The 19,534-nt window shown below is 70.5% G+C and carries 14 protein-coding genes and 1 riboswitch; of the genes, 11 read left to right on the top strand and 3 right to left on the bottom strand.

Translation table 11 applies throughout. From position 1 onward, the window contains the following. Positions 1–51 precede the first annotated feature (51 nt). Positions 52–1,554, bottom strand: a complete 1,503-nt coding sequence (locus tag OOK07_RS17305; RefSeq protein ID WP_406313326.1) for an MFS transporter — start codon at positions 1,552–1,554, stop codon at positions 52–54. Between the two features lie 450 nt (positions 1,555–2,004). On the opposite strand from OOK07_RS17305, the gene OOK07_RS17300 reads away from it, so the two are divergent. The 3 genes from OOK07_RS17300 to mfd all read left to right on the top strand — a co-directional run bounded on the left by OOK07_RS17300 (position 2,005) and on the right by mfd (position 9,331). Next, on the top strand, positions 2,005–2,793 hold the full coding sequence (locus OOK07_RS17300; protein WP_266681197.1) for an ABC transporter ATP-binding protein: 789 nt from the start codon (positions 2,005–2,007) through the stop codon (positions 2,791–2,793). Further along, on the top strand, positions 2,790–5,369 hold the full coding sequence (locus OOK07_RS17295) for an ABC transporter permease (RefSeq protein ID WP_266797287.1): 2,580 nt from the start codon (positions 2,790–2,792) through the stop codon (positions 5,367–5,369). The genes OOK07_RS17300 and OOK07_RS17295 overlap by 4 nt, the downstream gene beginning before the upstream one ends. A 389-nt stretch (positions 5,370–5,758) precedes the next feature. Beyond that, positions 5,759–9,331 carry a transcription-repair coupling factor gene (mfd, locus tag OOK07_RS17290; protein ID WP_266797286.1) on the top strand — a complete coding sequence of 1,191 codons (3,573 nt, stop codon included), beginning with the start codon at positions 5,759–5,761 and terminating at the stop codon, positions 9,329–9,331. 130 nt (positions 9,332–9,461) lie between these two features. Here the strand turns inward: mfd and OOK07_RS17285 are convergent, their stop codons facing one another. Further along, positions 9,462–9,647, bottom strand: a complete 186-nt coding sequence (locus OOK07_RS17285; protein ID WP_266681191.1) for an antitoxin — start codon at positions 9,645–9,647, stop codon at positions 9,462–9,464. 189 nt (positions 9,648–9,836) lie between these two features. Between OOK07_RS17285 and OOK07_RS17280 the strand changes: the two genes are divergently transcribed. From OOK07_RS17280 to OOK07_RS17255, 6 genes are all read left to right on the top strand, one after another. After that, complete coding sequence (locus OOK07_RS17280) at positions 9,837–10,565, top strand: HNH endonuclease family protein (RefSeq protein ID WP_266681189.1); 729 nt, start codon at positions 9,837–9,839, stop codon at positions 10,563–10,565. A gap of 199 nt (positions 10,566–10,764) precedes the next feature. Beyond that, positions 10,765–11,403: a hypothetical protein gene (locus OOK07_RS17275; RefSeq protein ID WP_266797285.1), complete on the top strand. Its 639-nt coding sequence runs from the start codon at positions 10,765–10,767 to the stop codon at positions 11,401–11,403. A gap of 38 nt (positions 11,404–11,441) precedes the next feature. Beyond that, entirely contained in the window at positions 11,442–12,926 is a 1,485-nt protein-coding gene (locus OOK07_RS17270; protein WP_266801967.1) for a serine/threonine-protein kinase, read from the top strand. 177 nt (positions 12,927–13,103) lie between these two features. Beyond that, positions 13,104–13,931, top strand: a complete 828-nt coding sequence (locus OOK07_RS17265) for a glycoside hydrolase domain-containing protein (RefSeq protein ID WP_266681185.1) — start codon at positions 13,104–13,106, stop codon at positions 13,929–13,931. Between the two features lie 154 nt (positions 13,932–14,085). After that, positions 14,086–14,733 (top strand): SurA N-terminal domain-containing protein, encoded by a 648-nt coding sequence (locus OOK07_RS17260; RefSeq protein ID WP_266681183.1) that lies wholly within the window; start codon positions 14,086–14,088, stop codon positions 14,731–14,733. Positions 14,734–14,801: 68 nt separating this feature from the next. Then, positions 14,802–15,815 (top strand): nucleoside triphosphate pyrophosphohydrolase, encoded by a 1,014-nt coding sequence (locus OOK07_RS17255; RefSeq protein ID WP_266797283.1) that lies wholly within the window; start codon positions 14,802–14,804, stop codon positions 15,813–15,815. Here the strand turns inward: OOK07_RS17255 and OOK07_RS17250 are convergent. Beyond that, positions 15,780–17,018: a cytochrome P450 family protein gene (locus tag OOK07_RS17250; protein ID WP_266681179.1), complete on the bottom strand. Its 1,239-nt coding sequence runs from the start codon at positions 17,016–17,018 to the stop codon at positions 15,780–15,782. The genes OOK07_RS17255 and OOK07_RS17250 overlap by 36 nt on opposite strands. 205 nt (positions 17,019–17,223) lie before the next feature. On the opposite strand from OOK07_RS17250, the gene OOK07_RS17245 reads away from it, so the two are divergent. Together OOK07_RS17245 and OOK07_RS17240 are read left to right on the top strand one after the other, a co-directional pair. After that, positions 17,224–18,180 (top strand): LysM peptidoglycan-binding domain-containing protein, encoded by a 957-nt coding sequence (locus OOK07_RS17245; RefSeq protein WP_266797280.1) that lies wholly within the window; start codon positions 17,224–17,226, stop codon positions 18,178–18,180. A gap of 195 nt (positions 18,181–18,375) precedes the next feature. Continuing rightward, a riboswitch (cyclic di-AMP (ydaO/yuaA leader) is annotated at positions 18,376–18,561 on the top strand. 3 nt (positions 18,562–18,564) lie between these two features. After that, positions 18,565–19,245 (top strand): LysM peptidoglycan-binding domain-containing protein, encoded by a 681-nt coding sequence (locus tag OOK07_RS17240; protein ID WP_266681176.1) that lies wholly within the window; start codon positions 18,565–18,567, stop codon positions 19,243–19,245. Positions 19,246–19,534 lie beyond the last annotated feature (289 nt).

The raw sequence follows: 19,534 nt of genomic DNA, 5'->3' as shown, positions 1-19,534 counted from the left end.
GCTGACCTGCAATGTTACCCGCGTTAACTCAGACTTTTGGTGTCCGATCGTTCAGTCGGCGAGCACGGGGAACCGGCGCGGGGCCAGGAGCAGGAGGACCAGGAACGCCAGTGCCGCGGCGCAGGCCGCGCCGAAGTACACCGCGTGCACCGCGTCCGCGATCGCCCGCCGGGTCGCCTCCGGTACCGCGCCCGCGCCCAGGTCCCGGGTCACCGAGTCCAGGTCGCCCGCGCCGCCCAGTCGGGAGGCCAGCACGCCGTTGGCCACGGCGCCGAAGACGGAGGCGCCGATCGTCTGGCCCGTCTGACGGCAGAAGAGCACCGACGCCGTGGTCGTGCCCCGTTCCGCCCAGCCCACCGTGGACTGCACGCCCACGATCAGCGGGAGCTGGAACAGGCCCAGCGCCCCGCCCAGAAGCAGCATCAGCAGCGCCGGCTGCCAGGCCGAGCCCGGGTAGGGCAGGAACGGGAACGCGAAGAGGATCAGTGTCGCCGTCCCGATGCCGAGCATCGCCGTGTTGCGGAAGCCGATCTTCCCGTACACGTGCTGGCTCAGAGCCGCCGACACCGGCCAGCTCAGCGTCCAGACCGACAGGACGAAGCCGGCCGCCACCGGGGCCAGGCCCAGTACCGACTGCGCGTACGTCGGCAGGAAGACGGACGGGGCCACCATCAGGAGCCCCAGTGCGCCGAGCGCGAGATTGACCGCGGCGATCGTGCGGCGGCGCCACACCCAGCCGGGGATGATCGGTTCGGCCGCCCGGCGTTCCACCAGGACCACGACCCCGGCCAGCGCAAGTCCCGTACCGAACAAGGCCATTGACGGCGCCGACAGCCACGGCCACGCCACGCCGCCCTGCACCAGCGCCGTCAGCAGGACGCCTCCGCACGCGAACACCGCCAGCGCGCCCGCCCAGTCGATACGGGGGCGCGCGGCCGGCTTCCGTTCCGGCTCGTGCAGATGGCGGACGATCAGCCACAGCGCCAGCGCGCCGATCGGCAGGTTGACCAGGAAGATCCAGCGCCAGTCGGCGTACGCCGCCAGGACGCCGCCGATCCCCGGGCCGGCGACGGCCGACACCGCCCACACCGTCGACAGCTTGGACTGGATCTTCGGGCGTTCCTTCAGGGGGTAGAGGTCGGCCGCCAGTGTCTGCACCGTGCCCTGCAGCGCACCGCCGCCCAGGCCCTGCACGATGCGGAAGGCGATCAGCGCGGCCATGTTCCAGGCGGCGGCGCACAGCAGCGAGCCCAGCAGGAAGAGCACGGCGCCCGCGATCAGCACCGGCTTGCGGCCGAAGGTGTCCGACAGCTTGCCGTACACCGGGAGCGTCACCGTCACGGCGAGCAGGTAGCCGGAGAAGAGCCATGAGAAGACCGAGAAGCCGCCGAGGTCGCCGACGATCTGCGGGACGGCCGTGGAGACGATGGTGGCGTCGAGGGCGGCCAGCGCCATCGCGAGCATCAGCGCGGCGACGACGGCTCCCCTTCTGCGAGTGTCCCGTGGGATGCCCTCCGTCCCCGACGCCCGTATCCCGGTGTCCCCCTGGTCCACGTTCCCCTGGTCCACGTCCCCCTGCTCCACGCGATTCCTTCCCCGTGCATCTATCTGCCGGCGACCACTCTCCCACTTGACCCTGACGTAGCGGCAGGGTGGAAGCTCAGTGGGCCGGTGGGTGGACCGAACCCCGAGATCACCTCCACCCATCGGTGGACTGCCCCTAGGGGTTCCTCCGTACTACGGCCCGGGGAGGGCTCGTCCCGCCGGAGGACGAGACCGGGCGGGAGCCTGCTTAACCTGGCTTTATGCCGCTGGGGGGCGGCTGACCGAACCTGCGGGGGTGGGGTTTTCCCCCCTTGAAGAGGGTGCCGAGCACCAGCGCGCGGCACCCCCCTCCGGCACCAGACTCATCGACGTACCGCTTCTTGCTTCTCGGCGCATCGACGCGAACAGCACATCCGCAGGCCGGCACATCCAACTGCCGCCCGACATAGGAGAATTACCATGACATCGGCCGTTACCATTCCCAGGCACGGGGGCACTGGAGGGCGTACGGCCGTTGCCGCCCGGGCGCGGCAGGTCGTCAAGGCGTACGGGTCCGGGGAGACCCGCGTCGTCGCCCTCGACCATGTCGACGTGGACATCGCCCGGGGCCAGTTCACCGCGATCATGGGGCCCTCGGGCTCCGGCAAGTCCACCCTCATGCACTGCCTCGCCGGCCTCGACACCGTGACCAGCGGGCAGATCTACCTGGACGACACCGAGATCACCGGGCTCAAGGACAAGAAGCTCACGCAGCTGCGCCGGGACCGGATCGGCTTCATCTTCCAGGCGTTCAACCTGCTGCCGACGTTGAACGCGCTCGAGAACATCACCCTGCCCATGGACATCGCCGGGCGGAAGCCCGACAAGCAGTGGCTGGGGCGCGTCGTCGACACCGTGGGGCTCAGCGACCGGCTCAAGCACCGGCCCACCCAGCTCTCCGGCGGCCAGCAGCAGCGCGTCGCCGTGGCCCGCGCCCTCGCCGCGCGGCCCGAGATCATCTTCGGCGACGAGCCCACCGGAAACCTCGACTCCCGTGCGGGTGCCGAGGTGCTGGGCTTCCTGCGGCGGTCCGTCGACGAGCTCGGGCAGACCATCGTCATGGTCACGCACGACCCCGTCGCCGCCTCGTACGCGGACCGGGTGCTGTATCTCGCCGACGGCCGGATCGTCGACGAGATGTACAAGCCGACCGCGGACGCCGTCCTGGACCGCATGAAGGACTTCGACGCCCGGGGGCGTACGTCATGACCGTGCTGAAGACATCGATGCGCAACTTCTTCGCGCACAAGGGGCGCATGGCCCTCTCGGCGGTCGCCGTCCTGCTCTCGGTGGGCTTCGTCTGCGGGACGCTGGTGTTCACCGACACCATGAACACCACCTTCGACAAGCTGTTCGCGGCCACCTCCTCCGATGTGACCGTCAGCGCCAAGGGCGCCTCCGACAGCGGCGAGACGACCTCGGACAACGGCAGGCCGCCGGTCATGCCGGCCGCCGTGGTCGGCAAGGTGCGCGGCGCACAGGGCGTGAAGACGGCGGAGGGGACCGTGTTCTCCACGTCGGTCACCGTCGTGGACGCCAAGAAGGACAACCTGTCGCCGTCCAGCGGCGCCCCGACCATCGTCGGCAGCTGGAACGGCAACGACGCCCGCACCATGAAGATCACCAAGGGCGCCGCGCCGAAGAACTCCGGCCAGGTCATGGTCGACGCCGACACCGCCGACAAGCACCACCTCGCGATGGGTGACGAGCTGTCCGTGATCAGCGCGGTCGGCACCCACACCGCGAAGATCTCCGGCATCGCCGACTTCCAGGTCACCAACCCCGGCGCGGCGATCTTCTACCTGGACACGAAGACCGCGCAGCAGACGCTCGTCGGCAGGACCGGCGTCTTCACCAACGTCAACGTCACGGCCGCCTCCGGGACGACCGACCCCCAGCTGAAGAAGAACGTGGCGTCGGCGCTCGGCACCGGCTACAAGGTGCAGACGGCCAAGGAGACCGCCGACGCCAACCAGAAGGACGTCGCGAGCTTCATGAACGTCATGAAGTACGCCATGCTCGGCTTCGCCGGCATCGCCTTCCTCGTCGGCATCTTCCTGATCATCAACACCTTCTCGATGCTGGTCGCCCAGCGCACCCGCGAGATAGGCCTGATGCGGGCCATCGGCTCCAGCCGTAAGCAGGTCAACCGGTCCGTGCTGGTCGAGGCACTGCTGCTCGGCCTGTTCGGCTCGGTGCTGGGGGTCGGCGCGGGCGTCGGCCTCGCGGTCGGGCTGATGAAGCTCATGGGCTCCATGGGCATGCATCTGTCGACCGCAGACCTGACGGTCGCCTGGACGACCCCCGTGGTCGGCCTCCTGCTCGGCGTCGTCGTCACCGTCCTCGCCGCCTACCTGCCCGCCCGCCGGGCCGGCAAGGTCTCCCCGATGGCCGCGCTGCGCGACGCCGGAGCCCCGGCCGACGCACGGGCCGGCTGGATCCGGGCCCTGGTGGGCGTGGCGCTGACCGGCGCCGGCGGCTGCAGCCTCTACGTGGCCGCGAACGTCGACAAGGCGAGCGACGGTTCGCTGTGGCTCGGCCTGGGCGTGGTGCTCTCGCTGATCGGGTTCGTCGTCATCGGCCCGCTGCTCGCGAGTGCCGTGGTGCGCGTCCTGGGCGCCGTACTGCTGCGGGCCTTCGGCCCGGTCGGGCGGATGGCCGAACGCAACGCGCTGCGCAACCCGCGCCGTACGGGCGCCACGGGAGCCGCCCTGATGATCGGGCTCGCGCTGGTCGCCTGCCTTTCGGTGGTCGGCTCCTCCATGGTCGCCTCCGCCACGGACCAGCTCGACAAGACCGTCGGCACCGACTTCATCATCCAGTCCGACAAGGGGCAGATGGTCACCCCGCAGGCCGTGAAGGCCGTGAAGTCGACACCGGGGCTGTCCCGGGTCACCGAGTACAGGACGGCGAAGGCCGACTACACCACGCCCGACGGCAAGACGCTCAAGGACACCGACATCACGGCGGCGGACCCGACGTACGCGACCGACCTGCGCGTCAAGACCGTCGCAGGAAACCTCAAGGACGCCTACCTGCCCGACTCGATGTCCGTCCACGAGAAGTTCGCCAAGGCCCACGGCGTCCACCTGGGCTCGAAGATCAGGATCGCGTTCAGGGACGGCGCCGCCGCGAACCTCACGGTCCGCGCCATCACCAGCAACGACGGTCTCATCGACGCGGGCTCCAAGTACACGTCGATCGCCACGCTCGCCAAGTACGTGCCGGCCGACAAGATGCCGCTCGACCAGCTGGTCTTCGCCACCGCCAAGGACGGACAGCAGGATGCGGCGTACAAGTCGCTGAAGTCCTCGCTGCACGCCTACCCGCAGTACGAGGTGCGCGACCAGACGGACTACAAGCAGGCGCTGAAGGACCAGATCGGCCAGCTGCTGAACATGATCTACGGCCTGCTGGCACTGGCGATCGTCGTCGCGATCCTGGGCGTCGTGAACACCCTGGCCCTCTCGGTGGTCGAGCGGACGAGGGAGATCGGCCTGATGCGGGCGATCGGTCTGTCACGCCGGCAGATGCGCCGGATGATCCGCATGGAGTCGGTGGTCATCGCCCTCTTCGGCGCCCTGCTGGGCCTGGGTCTGGGCATGGGCTGGGGCGCGACGGCCCAGAAGCTGCTCGCCCTGGAGGGCCTGAAGGTCCTTGAGATCCCGTGGCCGACCCTGATCGCGGTCTTCCTCGGCTCGGCCTTCGTGGGCCTGTTCGCGGCACTGATCCCGGCGTTCCGGGCGGGCCGGATGAACGTACTGAACGCCATCGCCACCGAATAACCCGACAGGGGACACGGGGGCTACGACCACCGCACACGGGGGTTGCGGGGGAGCGCCCGGCGCCGGGAGTCCTGGAGGACTCCCCGGCGCCGGGTTCTGCTGTGCGCATGCGTCTTTCGCCGGGGCGTTGCCGTGCGGGGGTGCGGTACCGGTCTGAACGCCGGGCCGCGCCCCTCAGCCCGTCGGGCGTTTGAGGACGAGGCCGTCCAGACCGAAGCGGGGGGGGCGGCAGCCCCGGGGCGTTGACCGCGGTACCGGGCAACGAGTGATCGGCGTTGTCCACAGGACACCGCGCCCCCGCGAGCCGCGACGTACGCTGGAGGGACCCCCGGCCCGCAGCGCGCGTCGGGCGATTCGCGTTGCCCGCCCCCGGACGAAAGCCGCCCCGAATGAGCCTGCACGGTCTGCTCGACGCCGTCGTCAAGGACACCGCCCTCGCGGAAGCGATCAAGGCGGCCGCAGACGGCCGCCGCATGCACGTCGACCTGGTCGGCCCGCCGGCGGCCCGGCCCTTCGCGGTGGCCGCGCTGGCCCGCGAGACCGGCCGCCCCGTGCTGGCGGTGACGGCGACGGGCCGCGAGGCGGAGGACCTGGCGGCCGCCCTGCGCTCGCTGCTGCCGCCTGAGGGCGTCGTCGACTACCCGTCCTGGGAGACCCTTCCGCACGAGCGGCTGAGCCCGCGCAGCGACACCGTGGGACGCAGGCTCGCGGTGCTGCGCCGCCTCGCCCACCCGCGCCCCGACGACCCCGAGACCGGCCCGGTCTCCGTTGTCGTCGCGCCCGTACGGTCCGTGCTGCAGCCGCAGGTCAAGGGGCTCGGGGACCTGGAGCCGGTCGCGCTCAGGACCGGGGAGAGCGCAGATCTCAACGAGATCGTGGCCGCCCTCGCCGCCGCCGCGTACGCGCGCGTGGAACTCGTCGAGAAGCGCGGCGAGTTCGCCGTACGAGGCGGGATCCTCGATGTGTTCCCGCCGACCGAGGAACACCCTCTGCGTGTGGAGTTCTGGGGCGACGACGTCGAGGAGATCCGCTACTTCAAGGTCGCCGACCAGCGCTCCCTGGAGGTCGCCGCACACGGCCTGTGGGCGCCGCCCTGCCGTGAACTCCTGCTGACGGACGACGTACGCACGCGTGCGCGTGCCCTCGCCGAGGAGCACCCCGAGCTGGGTGAGCTGCTCGGCAGGATCGCCGAGGGGATCGCCGTGGAGGGCATGGAGTCCCTGGCCCCCGTCCTCGTCGACGACATGGAGCTGCTGCTCGACGTCCTGCCCAAGGGCTCCATGGCCGTCGTGTGCGATCCCGAGCGGGTCCGCACGCGTGCCTCGGACCTGGTCGCCACCAGCCAGGAGTTCCTGCAGGCATCCTGGGCGGCCACCGCGGGCGGCGGCGAGGCCCCCATCGACGTCGACGCGGCCTCCCTGTGGTCCATCGCGGACGTCCGGGACCGGGCGCGCGAGCTGGACATGATGTGGTGGTCGGTGTCGCCGTTCGCCGCCGACGAGACGTTCACTAATGCCGCCGGCGCGGTGGGGGAGGCGGACACCCTCAAGCTCGGCATGCACGCCCCCGACACCTATCGCGGCGACACCGCCAAGGCCCTCGCCGACACCAAGGGCTGGCTCGCCGACGGCTGGCGCACGGTGTTCGTCACCGAGGCGCACGGCCCCGCGGCCCGCACGGTCGAGGTGCTGGGCGGCGAGGGCATCGCGGCCCGCCTGGCCGTGTCCGATTCGAAAACGGGCGAACTCGGGGAGATCTCCCCGTCGGTCGTGCATGTGGCGTGCGGCTCGATCGACTACGGCTTCGTGGACCCGGCGCTGAAGCTGGCCGTCCTGACCGAGACCGACCTGTCCGGGCAGAAGGCGGCCGGCAAGGACGGCGCCCGGATGCCGGCCCGCCGCCGCAAGACCATCGACCCGCTCACCCTGGAGGCGGGCGACTACATCGTCCACGAGCAGCACGGCGTGGGGCGCTACATCGAGATGGTCCAGCGCACGGTGCAGGGCGCGACCCGCGAGTACCTGGTCGTGGAGTACGCCCCCGCCAAGCGCGGCCAGCCCGGCGACCGTCTGTACATCCCCACCGACCAGCTGGAGCAGATCACCAAGTACGTCGGTGGCGAGGCCCCGACCCTGCACCGGCTGGGCGGCGCCGACTGGACCAAGACCAAGGCGCGCGCCAAGAAGGCCGTCAAGGAGATCGCGGCCGACCTCATCAGGCTGTACAGCGCCCGGATGGCGGCGCCCGGGCACACCTTCGGCCCGGACACCCCGTGGCAGCGCGAGCTGGAGGACGCCTTCCCGTACGCGGAGACCCCCGACCAGCTCACGACCATCGCCGAGGTCAAGGAGGACATGGAGAAGTCGGTCCCGATGGACCGCCTGATCTGCGGCGACGTCGGCTATGGCAAGACGGAGATCGCGGTCCGTGCCGCCTTCAAGGCGGTCCAGGACGGCAAGCAGGTCGCCGTCCTCGTACCCACCACTCTCCTCGTCCAGCAGCACTTCGGGACGTTCTCCGAGCGCTACTCCCAATTCCCCGTCAACGTACGGGCGTTGAGCCGTTTCCAGACCGACACCGAGGCGAAGGCGGTCCTTGAGGGGCTGCGCGAGGGCTCGGTGGACGTCGTCATCGGCACCCACCGCCTGTTCTCCTCCGAGACCAAGTTCAAGGACCTGGGCCTGGTCATCGTCGACGAGGAGCAGCGCTTCGGTGTCGAGCACAAGGAGCAGCTGAAGAAGCTGCGCGCCAACGTGGACGTGCTGACGATGTCCGCCACCCCCATCCCGCGCACCTTGGAGATGGCGGTCACGGGCATCCGCGAGATGTCCACGATCACCACCCCGCCCGAGGAGCGCCACCCGGTGCTCACCTTCGTCGGGCCGTACGAGGAGAAGCAGATCGGCGCGGCGATCCGCCGTGAACTGCTGCGCGAGGGCCAGGTCTTCTACATCCACAACCGGGTCGAGTCGATCGACCGGGCCGCCTCCCGCCTGCGCGAGATCGTCCCCGAGGCGCGCATCGCGACGGCCCACGGCCAGATGTCCGAGACGGCCCTGGAACAGGTCGTCGTCGACTTCTGGGAGAACAAGTACGACGTCCTCGTCTCGACCACGATCGTCGAGTCCGGCATCGACATCTCGAACGCCAACACGCTGATCGTGGAGCGCGGCGACAACTTCGGCCTCTCCCAGCTGCACCAGCTGCGTGGCCGGGTGGGCCGAAGCCGCGAGCGGGGCTACGCGTACTTCCTGTACCCGCCGGAGAAGCCGCTGACGGAGACGGCCCACGAGCGCCTCGCGACCATCGCCCAGCACACGGAGATGGGCGCGGGCATGTACGTGGCGATGAAGGACCTGGAGATCCGCGGCGCCGGAAACCTGCTCGGCGGCGAGCAGTCCGGGCACATCGCGGGCGTCGGCTTCGACCTCTACGTCCGCATGGTCGGCGAGGCGGTCGCGGACTACCGGGCGTCGCTGGAGGGCGGAGTGGAGGAGGAGCCGCCCCTGGAGGTCAAGATCGAGGTCCCGGTCGACGCGCACGTCCCGCACGACTACGCCCCCGGCGAGCGCCTCCGCCTCCAGGCCTACCGCGCCATCGCCTCCGCCAACACGGAGGAGGACATCAAGGCCGTACGCGAGGAACTCGTCGACCGCTACGGCAAGTTGCCCGAACCGGTGGAGAACCTGCTGCTGGTGGCCGGCCTGCGCATGCTCGCCCGCGCCTGCGGGGTCGGCGAGATCGTCCTCCAGGGCAACAACATCCGCTTCGCACCGGTGGAGCTGAGGGAATCCCAGGAGCTGAGGGTCAACCGCCTGTACCCGGGCACGGTCATCAAGCCCGCCGTCCACCAGCTGCTGGTACCCCGCCCGAAAACCGCCAAGGTGGGCGGCAAGCCGCTCGTCGGGCGTGAACTGCTGGGCTGGGTGGGCGAGTTCCTGACATCGATCCTGGGCTCGTAGGGCTCCCAGGGCTCCCAGGGCTCCGCAGGAGGGCGCCGCCGACCGGCCCGGCAGATGGCCGGGCCCCGGCGGCCGTCCGCCGGGGCCGGACTCCGCGGACGGCCCCCGTTCCAGGGCCCGTTCGGCGGCGCTACGGCTGCTCGGGCCTGTCCCGGTCCATGCCCATCCGGCCCTCGATCTTCTGCTGCGCGTCGTCGACCTGGCTCTCGTATTTGCTGCCGGTCTTGTCGTTGGCCTTGCGTTCCGCCGCGTCGGACATGTCCTTGGCCTTGTCCTGCACCTGGCGGTTGCTCTTGAACCTGTCGAAGATGCCCATACAGAGCTCCTTCCGGGATCGCTCAACAACGACGATACGACCGATATACCCCAAGCGCCCACTTGTATGGGTAGTGGTCTGGACCTCGTGAACGACCCCGTGCGCCCTCCCGCTACGGTGTGCGCGAAGCCGTACAAGGGAAGACGCCCCATGCGGGGGCGAAACCCGGTGGCAAGGGGAGGGTGCGCCGTGAGGCGTCTGAGGGGCGGGGCTGCGACGGCCGTCGTGCTGGTGTTCGCCGTGGCCGGCTGCAAGGCCGATACGAAGACCGGATCCAGTGGGCCGGAGCCGGCCGGGGGAGGGGGAGCAGGCGGGGGCGCCGCCCTGACCGCCGCCGAGTCGCTGACCGTGAAGGGGCGGGCACCGAAGACGGGTTACGCCCGGGACAGGTTCGGCACCGCCTGGGCCGACACCGACTCCAACAGCTGCGACACCCGCGACGACATCCTCAAACGGGACCTGGACGACGTGAAGTTCACCGGCGGCACCTGCAAGGTGTCGTACGGCGTACTGGAGTCGGACCCCTACTCGGGCAAGAAGGTGGCCTACCGGCGCGGCCGCAGCCTCGTCGACATAGACCACGTGGTCGCCCTCTCCGATGCCTGGCAGAAGGGCGCCAAGTACTGGGACGCCAGCAAGCGCATAGCCCTGGCCAACGACCCGCTGAACCTCCTCGCCGTCGACGCGAGCACCAACCGCTCCAAGGGCGACGGCGACACGGCCACGTGGGTGCCGCCGAGCAAGACGTTCCGGTGCACGTACGTCGCCGCACAGGTCGCCGTGAAGAAGAAGTACGGGCTGTGGGTCACCGCGGCGGAGAAGGCCGCGATGGAGAAGGTGCTCAAGGCGTGCCCGGGGCAGAAGCTGCCCTCCGGCGGCAACCCGACGAAGGCACCCGCCCGCTTCCACGCGGGCTGATCCGGCGGCCGCGAAACCGTCCACGTCGAGCCCGACGTCGGGATGCGGCACCCTCTTTGAGTCAGCCGTCCGGCGCGTGCAGGTCGACGATGCCGCCGACGGGCTTCGTTCGGTACAACCCGGGACCGGTTGTCCTTGTCGGCCTATACGCTCGGACCCGGTACTCACGTTCGTCCCCATCAGGCCTCCAGGAGCAGCCATGCAGGGCCACGGCTACGCCCCGTCCCCGCCGCGTCGACCCTCGACCGGGGTGCTGGTCGTGCTGCGTGTGATCTTCGTGGCGGTGCCGATCCTCAGCATCGGATTCCTGGCGTGGGTGGCGCCGCTGCGGGCGGCGATCGTGACCCGCAGGCGGAGCGACTGGTGGATCTTCGGCGGCTCGCTGGCGGTCCTCGGCATCAGTTTCTCCCTCCTGGCCGCCGACCACACCGACGACTTCAGCACGCCGAGCGGCAACGCGGGCATGACGATCCTGCTGCTCAACGCCGCGGCCTGCGCCGGCTACTACCTGTACGCGGACATACGCCACCACGGGCCGCACCCCACCGGCTTGCCGGTGCCCCCGGTCCAGGGCATGGGCTACGGCTACCCCCAGCCCCCGTCGCCGTACGTGGCCACCCAGCCGCAGACGCCGGCCGCACCGATACCCGCCCCCGTGCCCAACACCGCGCTGCCCACCACCCCTGTACCGCCCCCGCCGCAGCGCCCCGCGCCCGCCCGTATCGACCAGGTGCGCGCCGAACTCGACGAGCTGAGCGACTACTTGCGCCGGCACCCCGGCCACTCCGACGGCCACTCCGACGGCCACTCCGACGGCCACCCCGAGGGCGGAAGGTGACCGCGGCGGCAGGACGTGTCGTCGCCGGCCGCTATGAACTGTCCACCCTCATCGGGCAGGGCGGCATGGGACAGGTGTGGACGGCCTACGACCAGCGGCTCGACCGGCGTGTGGCGGTGAAGCTGCTGCGCCCCGACAAGGTGGCCGGCCAGGAGGCGGACGAGCTGCGCCGCCGCTTCGTGCGGGAGTGCCGGGTGACCGCGCAGGTCGACCACCCCGGACTCGTCACCGTGCACGACGCGGGCAGCGAGGGCGAGGAACTGTTCCTCGTCATGCAGTACGTCGACGGCGCCGACCTCTCCGACCACCTCGCCGAGCACGGCCCGTACCCGTGGCAGTGGGCGGTCGCGGTCGCCGCGCAACTGTGCGCCGTGCTCAGCGCCGTGCACGCCGTGCCGATCGTCCACCGCGACCTCAAGCCGCGCAACGTGATGGTGAAGCAGGACGGCACGGTCACCGTCCTCGACCTCGGTGTCGCCTCCGTCATGGACGCCGACACCACCCGTCTCACCCACACCGGCACACCCATCGGCTCGCCCGCCTACATGGCGCCCGAGCAGGCGATGGGCGGCGCGGTCGGCCCGTACACCGACCTGTACGCGCTCGGGGTACTGCTGCACGAACTCCTCAGCGGAGACGTCCCGTTCGCGGGCTCGACGGCACTCGGCGTGCTGCACCGGCACCTGTACGAGGCGCCGCTGCCCGTGCGCCGCCTGCGCCCCGAGGTGCCCGAGGCGCTGGAAGCGCTCGTGCTGCGCCTGCTAGCCAAGGACCCGCAGCACCGCCCGGCCTCCGCGCAGGAGGTGTACGAGCACCTGGCGCTGCTCCTGCCCGCGCGCGGAATGCCCACCGGAGCGCCGCTCGACCCCACGCGTCCCTTCCTGCGCCCGCACGCGCCCTGGCCGGACCGTGCGCGAACCCCCGCGCCCCAGCCCGCCCCGATGGCGCCGGCGCCGGAGAAGCCCGACGTCGCCCGCGCCGTCGACGAGGTCAAGCGCCTCCTCGGCGAGGGCCGCATCACCCAGGCCGTCGACATCCTCGGCGCGATCCTGCCCGCCGCGGCCGAACAGCACGGTGAGCACTCCCCGGTCGTCCGCACCCTGCGCAAGCAGTACGCGGCCACCCTCATGGACGACGGCCAGTACCGGCGCGCGCTGCCCGAACTGCGCCGCCTCGCCGACGAACGCGCCACCGAGGCCGGCCAGGCAGACCCGCAGTCGCTCCGCTTCCGCTACGAGGCCGCCCAGTGCCTGGAGTCGCTCGGCGAACCGGCGGCCGCGCTCGCCGAGTACCGCGCGTTGCTGCCGTACTACGAGAACCAGTACGTGGCCGGCGACCCCGGGCCGGCCCACGACGTCCGCCGCCGCATCGGCCTCCTCCTGCTCGCCCTCGGCGACCGGGCCGCCGCCCACGAGACCCTGGCGCGCCTGCTGTTGGACGTGGACCGGCTGCGTGGCCCCGGACACCCGCTCGCGGCGGAGGTACGGCGGACGCTGCAGTGGCTGGGACAGGTGCGCGGCTAGATTTTGCCGAGTCCTGGGAGATTCTTGTGATCTTCCAGGGTTTCAGTTTCCCGAACGCATGGACGAATCCGGATAGGTTGCGGTGCGTTTTTCGCCAGGCGACGCACGACATCCGCAGGGCAACGCACACCGCATGCAGCACACGCCACATGCAACGCACAACCAGGGGTGGGACACATGGCAGGCCATCGGCAGTCCAAGAAGCGCAGATACGTCACCTGGGGTGTCGCGGGTGCCGCCGTCGTGGCCGGAGCCGGCATCGCCGCGCAGACCTCCATGGCCGCCACCACCTGGCCCGCGCAGAAGACGTACACCGGACGTGCCTTCGACACCTGCGCCGCGCCCTCCCTCTCCGCGATGAAGGCCTGGCACACCGGCTTCTACGGAGCCGCCGCCGTCTACGTGGGCGGCAGCAACCGCGGCTGCTCCCAGCCCAACCTCACCGCCTCCTGGGTGAAGTCGGTCAGCACGGTCGGCTGGAAGCTCATCCCGCTCTACGTCGGCGCCCAGCCGCCCTGCCAGTCCGGCTCCAACCCCGAGAAGCTCACCGCCGCGACCGCCGCCTCCCTCGGCGCGAAGGACGCGGCGGACGCCGTCTCCAAGGCATCGGCGCTCGGCATGAAGGCGGGCAGCCCGGTCTACCTCGACATGGAGTCGTACGACATCACGAACACGTCGTGCAACGACGCCGTGCTCACCTATGTGCGCGCCTTCGACAAGGCTCTGCACGCCAAGACGTACCGCGCGGGCTACTACGGCTTCACCAGCTCCAGCGCGAAGGCGATCGCCAACGCCAAGGACAAGACCGACCTGCCGGGCAACCTCTGGTACGCGCTGTGGGACAAGCAGAACACCACGACCTCGGACTGGCCGTTCGGCTCGACCCAGTTCACCAGCCACAGCCGCGGTCACCAGTACATGGTCAACAGCAAGGAGACGCACGGCGGCTACACGATCACCGTGGACCGGGACGCGTGGGACGCGCCGGTGGCCATCACCGGCTGACCCGCGTACGCGCGCGGGGACGCCGCTGAGCGCGGCGGTGCCCGAAGTCGCGGTGAATCGTTGGTCGAATGGGTTGGCCAGAGCTTGGTCACTGCCTACCATCGATCACCGCAAGACCTTGTGCACCGTCGCACAATCTCCTCGGGAGGCTTCCTTGCACCGCCGCCGTCGCACCGCGCTCCTCCTCACCGCAGCGATCGCCGCCGCGGCCCCCGTCCTCACCGCCTGCGGAAGCGACGCGCATCCCGGCGCGGCTGCCGTCGTCGGCGGCCAACGGATCACCGTGGCGCAACTGGAGACCCGGGTGAACGAGGTGCGCACGGCGCAGCGGGCGGCCGTGAAGGACCAGGCGCAGTACAAGCAGGCCGTCGCGCAGACCGGCGGCGTCACCCGCGACACCCTGCACGGGATGGTTCTGGACCGGGTGCTGCATCGCGCCGCCCAGGACTCGGGCGTGAACGTCACCGCCATGGAGGTCCAGCGGATGCGCACCGGCCTGGAGCAGCAGGTCGGCGGCTCCAGGGCCCTGGAGACGGCCTGGCTCCAGCAGTACGGCGTCGCCCCGAAGCGCCTCGACGACAACCTCCGCCTCCAGCTGGAGGCCCAGAAGCTGGCCCGGACGCTCGGCACCGACACCAGCAAGCCGGCCTTCTGGAACGCCCTGTCCAAGGCGTCCAGGGAACTCCACGTCGATGTCAACCCGCGCTACGGCGCCTGGGACGTCCAGAAGAGCAGCCGCGTGGACGCGAAGACCCCCTGGGTGCGTGAGGTCACGGCGACGGGGACGCAGCAGACGGCGTAACGGGCCCCCGGGGCCCGCCGCTGTGGATAACTTCGGGGGCCGTCGGCGGGGTGCGTTACGTTCGGATCGTGAACGAAACCAGCTCCGCAGAGGCCGGCCCCGGCCGCATCGTCCTGCTCACCACCAGCCACCGCGTCGCGCCCGGCCTGCTGTCCTGGCCCGCCTGGCAGGCACTGCAGGCCGCAGACCGCGTGCTGTGCGCGGACGCCGCCCACCCGCAGCTGCCGTATCTGCGGGAGGCGGGCATAGCGGTCGACGAGGCCGCCCCCGCCGCCGGGGAACTGGTCGACGCGTGCGCGGGCGGGCGGACGGTCGTCGTCGTCGCGACGGGCGAGGGCGAGCCGGACCTGACCGACGGACTGGCCCGCCTCGCCGGCTCCGGACGCGTGCACATGCCGGAGCTGGAGCTGCTCCCCGCCTCCTACGACCTCCCCGGCGCCCGTCTCCTGGACCTCGTACAGGTCATGGACCAGATCCGCGCCGAGTGCCCGTGGTCGTCCCAGCAGACCCACAAGGGCCTGGCGAAGTACGGCATCGAGGAGGCGTACGAACTCGTCGAGGCGATCGAGGAGGGCGACCGCGACGAACTGCGCGAGGAACTGGGCGACGTCCTGCTCCAGGTGGTCTTCCACTCCCGTATAGCCGAGGAGGACCCCGAGGCCCCCTTCTCCATCGACGACGTGGCCGCCGGCATCGTCACCAAGCTCATCCACCGCCACCCGCACGTCTTCGGTGACGAGACGGCGTCGACGCCCGAGGAGGTCAAGGAGCACTGGCTGCGCACCAAGGCGGTCGAGAAGCAGCGCACCTCCGTGACGGAGGGCGTCCCCCTCGGCCAGCCGGGACTGGCTCTCGCGGCGAAGCTGGCCTCGCGGGTGCGGACCGCGGGCTTCGAGGTCCCGCTGCCCCGAGCCGAGGGCATCGGCTACGAGTTGCTCGCACTGGCCGTGCGTGCCGAGGCGGAGGGCGTGGACCCGGAGGCGGCCCTGCGGGCGGCCGGCCGGGCCTACCGGGACGCGATCAGACAGACGGAGGACCGGGCACGCTCAGGCGGCGGCGAACCGCACGGGCAGCTCTCGTAGGCCGCGCATGATGAGGCCGCCCCGCCAGCGGAGGTCGGTGGGGTCGGCGGCGAGTTCGAGGTCGGGCAGGCGGCGCAGCAGGGTTTCGAGGGCGGTGCGGCCTTCGAGGCGGGCCAGGGGCGCGCCGAGGCAGTAGTGGATGCCGTGGCCGTATCCGAGGTGCTGGTTGTCCCGGCGGGTGAGGTCGAGGGTGTCGGGCTCCGAGAAGCGTGCGGGGTCGCGGTCGGCCGCGGCGAGGACGACCAGGACGGGATCGCCGGTGGCGATGCGTTGCCCGCCGACGGTGAGGGGCTCGGTGGCGAAGCGCCAGGTGGCCAGTTCGACGGGGCCGTCGTAGCGGAGCAGCTCCTCTATACCGGTGTCGAGCAGCCCGGTCTCACCGCGGGCGATCGACTCCTGGAGCCGCCCTCGCTGCGCGGGGTTGCGCAACAGCGCGTACGTCCCGTTACCGATCAGGTTGATGGTGGTTTCGAAGCCGGCGAACAGCAGCACGAAGCACATCGCCGCGGCCTCGTTCTCGGTGAGGTGTTCACCGTGGTCGGAGGCGCGGATGAGGCCCGAGATCAGGTCATCGCCGAGGTCGCCGCGCTTGCGGTGGATGAGCTCGGCGAGATAGCCGCGGATCTTCTTCACGGAGCGGGCGACGCCACCGCGCGGGCCGCCGCCGTGGCGGATCATCATCCCCGCCCAGTCGCGGAAGTCGTCCTGGTCCTCGCGGGGGACGCCGAGCAGGTCGCAGATCGCGTAGATGGGGAGGGGGAAGGCGAAGTCGTGGATCAGATCGGCCTCGCCGTGCGGCGCGAACCGGTCGATGAGACCGTCCGTCAACTCCTGCACACGTGGCGCGAATTCCGCCACCCGGCGCGGGGTGAACGCCGTGGAGACGAGGCGCCGCAGCCGGGTGTGGTCCGGCGGGTCGATGTTGAGCAGATGCGTCATGAGATTGGCGCTGCGCTCACCCGGGATACCGGTCCTGTTCTTGCCCTGTGCGTCCTCTGCGTGGTGGTCGGGGTTCTTGGAGAGCCGCCCGTCCGCGAGCGCCTGACGTGCGTCGGCATAGCGGGTCACCAGCCATGCCTCGACCCCGCTGGGAAGCTTCGTCCAGTGGACGGGGGAGTGCTCGCGCAGCCATGCGTAGGCCGGGTAGGGGTCACCGGCGAATTCCCAGGTGAAGAGTTCGGGGGCGGTGTTCGGGACGTTCACAGGACGACCGTATCGGGAGCCGCTGGTGAACGCCCCGCCGCGGCGGACCGGGCGAAGATGACACGTATTCAACTCCGTGATCTTCACGTGATCTACGCGGCATTAACTTGTGACAAGTGATCGACTGCAGATACGTTCACCCACCAACGCGGTGCCGTGCACCAGGCGCCGCGCAGGTCACTGCTGTCTCGCGAAAGGCCCCCGCATGCTCTCCGGGAACGGTCGACACCGTCGCCCCCGTCAGGCTCCGGCACTTCTCGTCGCGGCCGGGGTGACCGGCTCCGCCATCGCCATCCCGCTCCTGGGGGCGGCCTCCGCACACGCCGCCGACGGCACCACCTGGGACAAGGTGGCGAAGTGCGAGACCGGCGGCGCCTGGAGCGAGAACAACGGCAACGGGTTCTACGGCGGGCTCAAGCTGACCCAGCAGAACTGGGAGAAGTACGGCGGCCTCGACTACGCCCCCAGTGCAGACCTGGCCAGCCGCAACCAGCAGATAGCCGTCGCCGAGAAGCTCCTGGACGACCAGGGCGTCGGCGCCTTCCACCTCTGCGGACTGACCTCCGGCCTGAACAAGGACTCGGACTCGGCCGACATCGACACGGGCATTCTGGACGGCGGTTCGGGTTCGTCCGACTCCTCCGGTGCATCCGACTCCACCGGTTTGTCCAACTCGTCCGGCAATGGATCCAGTGGGTCATCTTCGTCGGATTCGTCCTCCGGTGCGTCGTCCAGCACTTCGCCTTCCGCCTCCGAGGACGCGAAGGGCGACTCGGCTGAATCCGGTACGTCGGCCTCACCTTCCGCCTCCCCGTCCAAGACGGCCTCGCGCGAGGCGCAGCGCAGCGACGCCTCGTCCGCAGACCGGGCAAAGGGGGGCGACTCGGACAACGTTCAGCAGGAAGTGGGCTCTTGGAGCCTCGTCGACACCGGCGCGCTCGGCACCGGCCGCCACCGCGGCGCGAGCGCCGAGGGGACCAAGGCGGACACTCGCACCGACGACACGTATACGGTCCACGCCGGCGACACCCTCGCCTCCATCGCCGACTCCCTTGGCCTGGACGGCGGGTGGCACGCGCTCTACGCCGAGAACGAGAAGGCCCTCGGCAGCGACCCGAACCGCATCGTCGCCGGTCAGACCCTGCGACTCCCTGCCGAATAGGGCGAAAAGCAACGGGAGTTCGCGTCACGCTTCGCTCCGGAATGTCCGGTTTGGTGAAAGTGTGGGATGAGTCTCAGAAGCCCTGATCGTCTTTGAAATTCCCTCGATCGCGTGTCTACGGTCGTCACCGCTCGTCAACACGAGCCCCGGCTGCCGCAACGCCGAATCCTGCCAGCGGCCGTACGGGAACAGTCGTCGCGTAAAGCGCCGTAGGCAGGAGCGGGGGACCCAAGGTAGGTGCCGGGTCCGGCAGTTGAGGCCTCACGGCCTCCGACGCCGGAACCGGCTTGGGGTTAAGCCGCGCACCGGGAGGTGCGCGGCCGGGCAACTCAACCGGCCCGAACCCGACAGCTCACCTCGCAGGCGTCGGTGAGGGGATCCACCATGCTGTTTTCCGGCAAGGGCAAGCACCGTCGTCCGTCCAAGGCCACCCGCGCCGCCGCGATCGCCGGCGTCACCGGTGTCGCCATCGCCGCCCCGCTGATGGCGGCCGGCAACGCCTCCGCCGCCACCGCCTCCGAGTGGGACGCCGTCGCCCAGTGCGAGTCGGGCGGCAACTGGTCCATCAACACCGGCAACGGCTACTACGGCGGCCTGCAGTTCTCCGCGTCCACCTGGGCCGCGTACGGCGGCACGCAGTACGCCGCGCAGGCCAACCAGGCCGGCAAGGCGCAGCAGATAGCCGTCGCCGAGAAGGTTCTCGCCGCTCAGGGCAAGGGCGCCTGGCCGGTCTGCGGCACGGGCCTGTCCAGCGCCGCCTACAACGGCGCCGGTGCCTCCGGCTCCAGCACCGCCAACCGCTCGGCCGACTCGCAGGCCGCCTCCCGCTCCTCCGAGCGCCCGGCCGCGAAGACCGAGAAGAGCCAGAAGACCGTCACCACCCCGACCGGCAAGAAGGTCAAGAAGGGCGACGGCGAGTACAAGGTCGTCAAGGGTGACACCCTCAGCTCGATCGCCGAGAAGCACGGCGTCAAGGGCGGCTGGCAGAAGCTGTTCAAGCTGAACAAGGACATCGTCTCCGACGCCAACCTCATCTACCCGGGCCAGCAGCTGCACCTGAAGTGACGGCCTGCCGGTAGCTGAACCACAGCGCCCGCCCGACCGTGTCCTCCACCATGGAGGACAGGTGAGGGCCTCCCCCCGTCCCCACGGGCTCCCCGCTCCGGTGCGTGTTCCCCCGTACGCACCGGGGCGGGGTTCTTTTTGCGTCCACGCTTTGTTCCGTTCGGAAACAATTTACTCTCGGTTCTGCTCAAGGGGTGGTCGGCAGCGTGGCCGATCGGCCGGAGGCGGTTAGGCTCGTCTCGCAGAGCCACTGCGCTTCAGCCGTAGCCGCGTCACATCCATGAAGGAG

The organism is Streptomyces sp. NBC_00078, from assembly GCF_026343335.1.
Classification (GTDB): Bacteria; Actinomycetota; Actinomycetes; order Streptomycetales; family Streptomycetaceae; genus Streptomyces.
Note: the sequence above shows the minus strand (reverse complement) of the source record. Positions and strands in the feature narration are given on the sequence as shown.

Coding starts and splice junctions, on each gene's coding strand:
- OOK07_RS17300 (WP_266681197.1), top strand. CDS start 2,005: ATGACATCGGCCGTTACCATTCCCAGGCACGGGGGCACTGGAGGGCGT.
- OOK07_RS17295 (WP_266797287.1), top strand. CDS start 2,790: ATGACCGTGCTGAAGACATCGATGCGCAACTTCTTCGCGCACAAGGGG.
- mfd (WP_266797286.1), top strand. CDS start 5,759: ATGAGCCTGCACGGTCTGCTCGACGCCGTCGTCAAGGACACCGCCCTC.
- OOK07_RS17285 (WP_266681191.1), bottom strand. CDS start 9,647: ATGGGCATCTTCGACAGGTTCAAGAGCAACCGCCAGGTGCAGGACAAG.
- OOK07_RS17275 (WP_266797285.1), top strand. CDS start 10,765: ATGCAGGGCCACGGCTACGCCCCGTCCCCGCCGCGTCGACCCTCGACC.
- OOK07_RS17265 (WP_266681185.1), top strand. CDS start 13,104: ATGGCAGGCCATCGGCAGTCCAAGAAGCGCAGATACGTCACCTGGGGT.
- OOK07_RS17245 (WP_266797280.1), top strand. CDS start 17,224: ATGCTCTCCGGGAACGGTCGACACCGTCGCCCCCGTCAGGCTCCGGCA.
- OOK07_RS17240 (WP_266681176.1), top strand. CDS start 18,565: ATGCTGTTTTCCGGCAAGGGCAAGCACCGTCGTCCGTCCAAGGCCACC.